Genomic DNA, 3,539 nt, shown 5'->3' on the forward strand with positions numbered 1-3,539 from the left:
CAGGGGCGGCTGGAGTTCCTCGGGCGTGCCGACGACCAGCTCAAGGTGCGCGGATTCCGGATCGAGCCCGGCGAGGTGGAAACGGTGCTCACCGCTCACCCGCAGGTGCGGACGGCCGTCGTGATCGCCTGGGGCGAAGAACGCGACCGCCGCCTGGTGGCCTATCTCGTCCCGGCCGACCAGACCGTCGGCGTGCCGTCCGTGGGCGAACTGCGGGCCTTCGCGGGAAATCAGCTCCCGGCCCACATGGTCCCCGCGGTCTTCGTCGAACTGGCCGAACTGCCGCTGACACCCAACAGGAAGGTGGACCGCGCCGCGTTGCCGTCCCCAGTGGGCGCCCAGGTGGAGCTGGGCGGCTTCGTCGCGCCGAGTACCGAGCCGGAACGACTGCTGGCCGAGGTGTGGGCGCAGGTGCTCGGCGTCGAGCGGGTCGGGGTCGAGGACAACTTCTTCGAGCTGGGCGGCGACTCGATCCTGAGCATCCAGGTGGTCGCACGGGCGAGGGACCTGGGTGTGCAGATCTCCGTGGCTCAGCTGTTCGACCACAAGACGGTGGCGGGGCTGGCGTCTGTCGCCGGTTCACAGAGCATGGCGGATGCCGAGCAGGGTCTGGTGGTGGGTGATTTCCCGTTGTCGCCGATCCAGCGGTGGTTCCTGGAGCGGGAGACGCCCGAGCCCTGGCACTTCAACCAGTCGATGGTCGTGGAGATCACCGACCGGGTCGAGCCCGGGGCACTGCGTGCGGCTCTGCGGGCGGTGGTCGCGCACCATGACGCGCTGCGCTCGCGGTTCGTGCGTGAGGCCGACGGCTGGCAGGGCCGGACGGTCGCGGACGAGACCGCCGAGCTGTTGTGGGTGGTCGACGGTGAGGACCGGGCCCGTGGGGTGGAGGCGCAGACGAGCCTTGATCTGGTGGACGGCCCCTTGCTGCGTGCCGTTCTGTTCGACCGGGGTGACGAGCCGCAGTTGTTGTTGATCGTGGTGCACCATCTCGTGGTGGATGCGGTGTCGTGGCCGGTTCTGCTGGAGGATCTGTCCCTGGCCTGTGCGCGGGCCGATTTGCCTGCCAAGACGACTTCGTTCACGGCATGGTCGGAGCGGCTCACCGAGTTGGCCGACACGATCGATACAGCCGAGACCGACTACTGGCGTCAGGTCGAGGCCGGTGCCACCGGCCCGTTGCCGCGCGACCACCAGGGCCCCAACACCAACGCGCTGGCGCGCGATGTGGACGTTTCGCTGGCTCCGGAGCAGACCGAACGACTTCTGCGCGAGGTACCGGGAGCGTTCCGGACACAGATCAACGACGTGCTGCTGTGCGTGCTCGGTGCGGTGCTCACCGAGTGGGCCGGGCAGCCGTCCGTGCTCGTCGACTTCGAGGGCCATGGCCGTGAGGACCTGGGCGCCGACATCGACGTGTCCCGGACGGTCGGCTGGTTCACCAGCGTGTACCCCGTGGCACTCGGCGCGGTCACCGACGGGGACCTGGGCGCGGCGCTGCGCCGTACGAAGGAGAACCTGCGGGCCATTCCGCGGCGCGGCCTGGGCTACGGGCTGCTGAACCACCTGACCGACTGGACCTCGGCAGCGACCGCCGAGGTGAACTTCAACTACGCCGGCCAGACCGGCCAGACCGGCCAGACCGGCCAGACCGGCCAGACCGGCCAGACCGGGCAGGCGCCGCAGACCGGGCAGGCGGGCGTCCCGTCCGAGGGCGCCGGCGGGCGGTTCCGGCCGAGCGCACGACTGCTGGGCGAGACACGGTCGGCAGAGGGAGGGCGCACCCACCTGATCGAGATCAACTGCCTGGTCGTGAACGGTCGCCTGGAGATGAAGTGGACGTACGGCGGCCGGCTCCATGACGAGGCGACGGTCGACCGTTTGGCAGGACGTTACCTCGACGTGCTGAACGACCTGATCGACTACTGCTGCCGTCCGGACACCGGCGGCTGCACACCGTCGGACTTCCCGCTGGCGAACCTGGACCAGCACGCGGTCGACCGCATCGTGGCCGGTGCCTCCACGGTGATCGAGGACATCTATCCGCTGACCGCCCTGCAGCAGGGCATGCTGTTCCACACCCAGCTGGCGAGTGAGCCGGGCATGTACTGGGTGCAGAACGGGCTGCTGCTGGAGGGCGAGCTGGATCTGACAGCCCTGCGACGCGCCTGGGAACTGGTCTTCGCACGGCACGAGGTGTTCCGGACCAGGGTGGTCTGGGACGACGTCCCCGTGCCGCTCGCCGTGGTGTCGCGTGCCGTCCCGCTTCCGCTGGAGGTGCTGGACTTCACCGACCTGCACGAGGCGGACCGGCACCAGGCGTTCGAGGACCACCTCGCCGCCGACTGGACGCGCGGGGCCGACTTCACCGCTCCCTCGCTGGTGCGCCTCACCGTCATACGCCTGGGCGAGGACCGGCATCAGCTCGTCTGGTGCAACCACCACCTGCTGCTGGACGGGTGGAGCCTGCCGATCGTGGTCGGCGAGGTGCTGGAGGCCTACCACGCGTTCCGGGCCGGCCGTCGGCCCCACCTGCCCACCCGCACCCCGTTCCGTGACTACGTCGCCTGGAGCGCCGGGCAGAGCCTGGACGAGGCGCGGGAGTACTGGCGGGAGCAGCTGGCAGGCGTCACGGGGGCGACACGGCTGGGCGTGGAACACGCGACCGGCGAACACGGCCAGAGCCGCTTCCAGGTGGACGTGTCCGGGGCCGGTCTGGTCGAGTTCGCGCGGCGGCACCGGCTCACTGTCAATACGGTGGTGCAGGGTGCGTGGGCGTTGGTGATGGCGCTGTACTCGGGTAGTGATGATGTGGTGTTCGGTGTGACGTCGTCGGGGCGTGGTGGTCAGATCGAGGGTATGGACTCCATGGTGGGTCTGCTGATCAATACGATTCCGGTGCGGGTCGGTGTGGAGCGTGAGCGGCCGGTGGCGCAGTGGCTGGCGGCTGTGCAGGAGGGGCAGGTACGGGCGCGGCAGTTCGAGCACACCCCGCTGGTGACCGTCACCGATTGCACTGGTCTGCCCGCCGGGGAGGCGTTGTTCGACACGTTGTTCGTCTTCGAGAACTACCCCGTCCAGGATCTGGAGGAAGGACGGCAGACCTCCGCGGCGGGAGGCCTCGAAGCGGGGTTCAACCACGGACGCGAGCAGGCCAACTACCCCCTCGCAGTCACCGCGGGGCTGGGACGCGACCTGCGGATCGGCCTGTCCTACGACCGTGCGGTGTTCGACGCGGGGACGATCGGGCGGATGGCCGGGCATCTGGCGGCGGTGCTGGAGGCGGTTTCCCTGGACCGCGGGCAGCGGGTCGGTGACCTGCCGGTGCTGTCCGCTGCGGAGCGACATGTGTTGGTCCATGACTGGAACGACACGGCTGGTCCGGTGCCGTCCGCCGTCGGGGTGCATGAGCTGATCGCGGAGCGGGCGCTGGTGTGTCCGGACGCGGTGGCGGTGGTGTGTGACGGGCTTTCGGTGAGCTATGGGCATCTGATGGCGCGGGCCGGTCGGCTCGCGCGGTATCTGCGTGCGGCGGGGGT

Annotated in this window: 1 protein-coding gene; it reads left to right on the forward strand. The window is 69.7% G+C overall.

The window, feature by feature from the left end; translation table 11 throughout:
* Positions 1 to 84: 84 nt before the first annotated feature.
* Positions 85 to 3,539: condensation domain-containing protein (locus AB0D14_RS44745; RefSeq protein WP_362791228.1), on the forward strand; the 3,455-nt coding region annotated here is incomplete at its 3' end.

This window comes from Streptomyces sp. NPDC048484 (genome assembly GCF_040651415.1).
Taxonomy (GTDB): Bacteria; Actinomycetota; Actinomycetes; order Streptomycetales; family Streptomycetaceae; genus Streptomyces.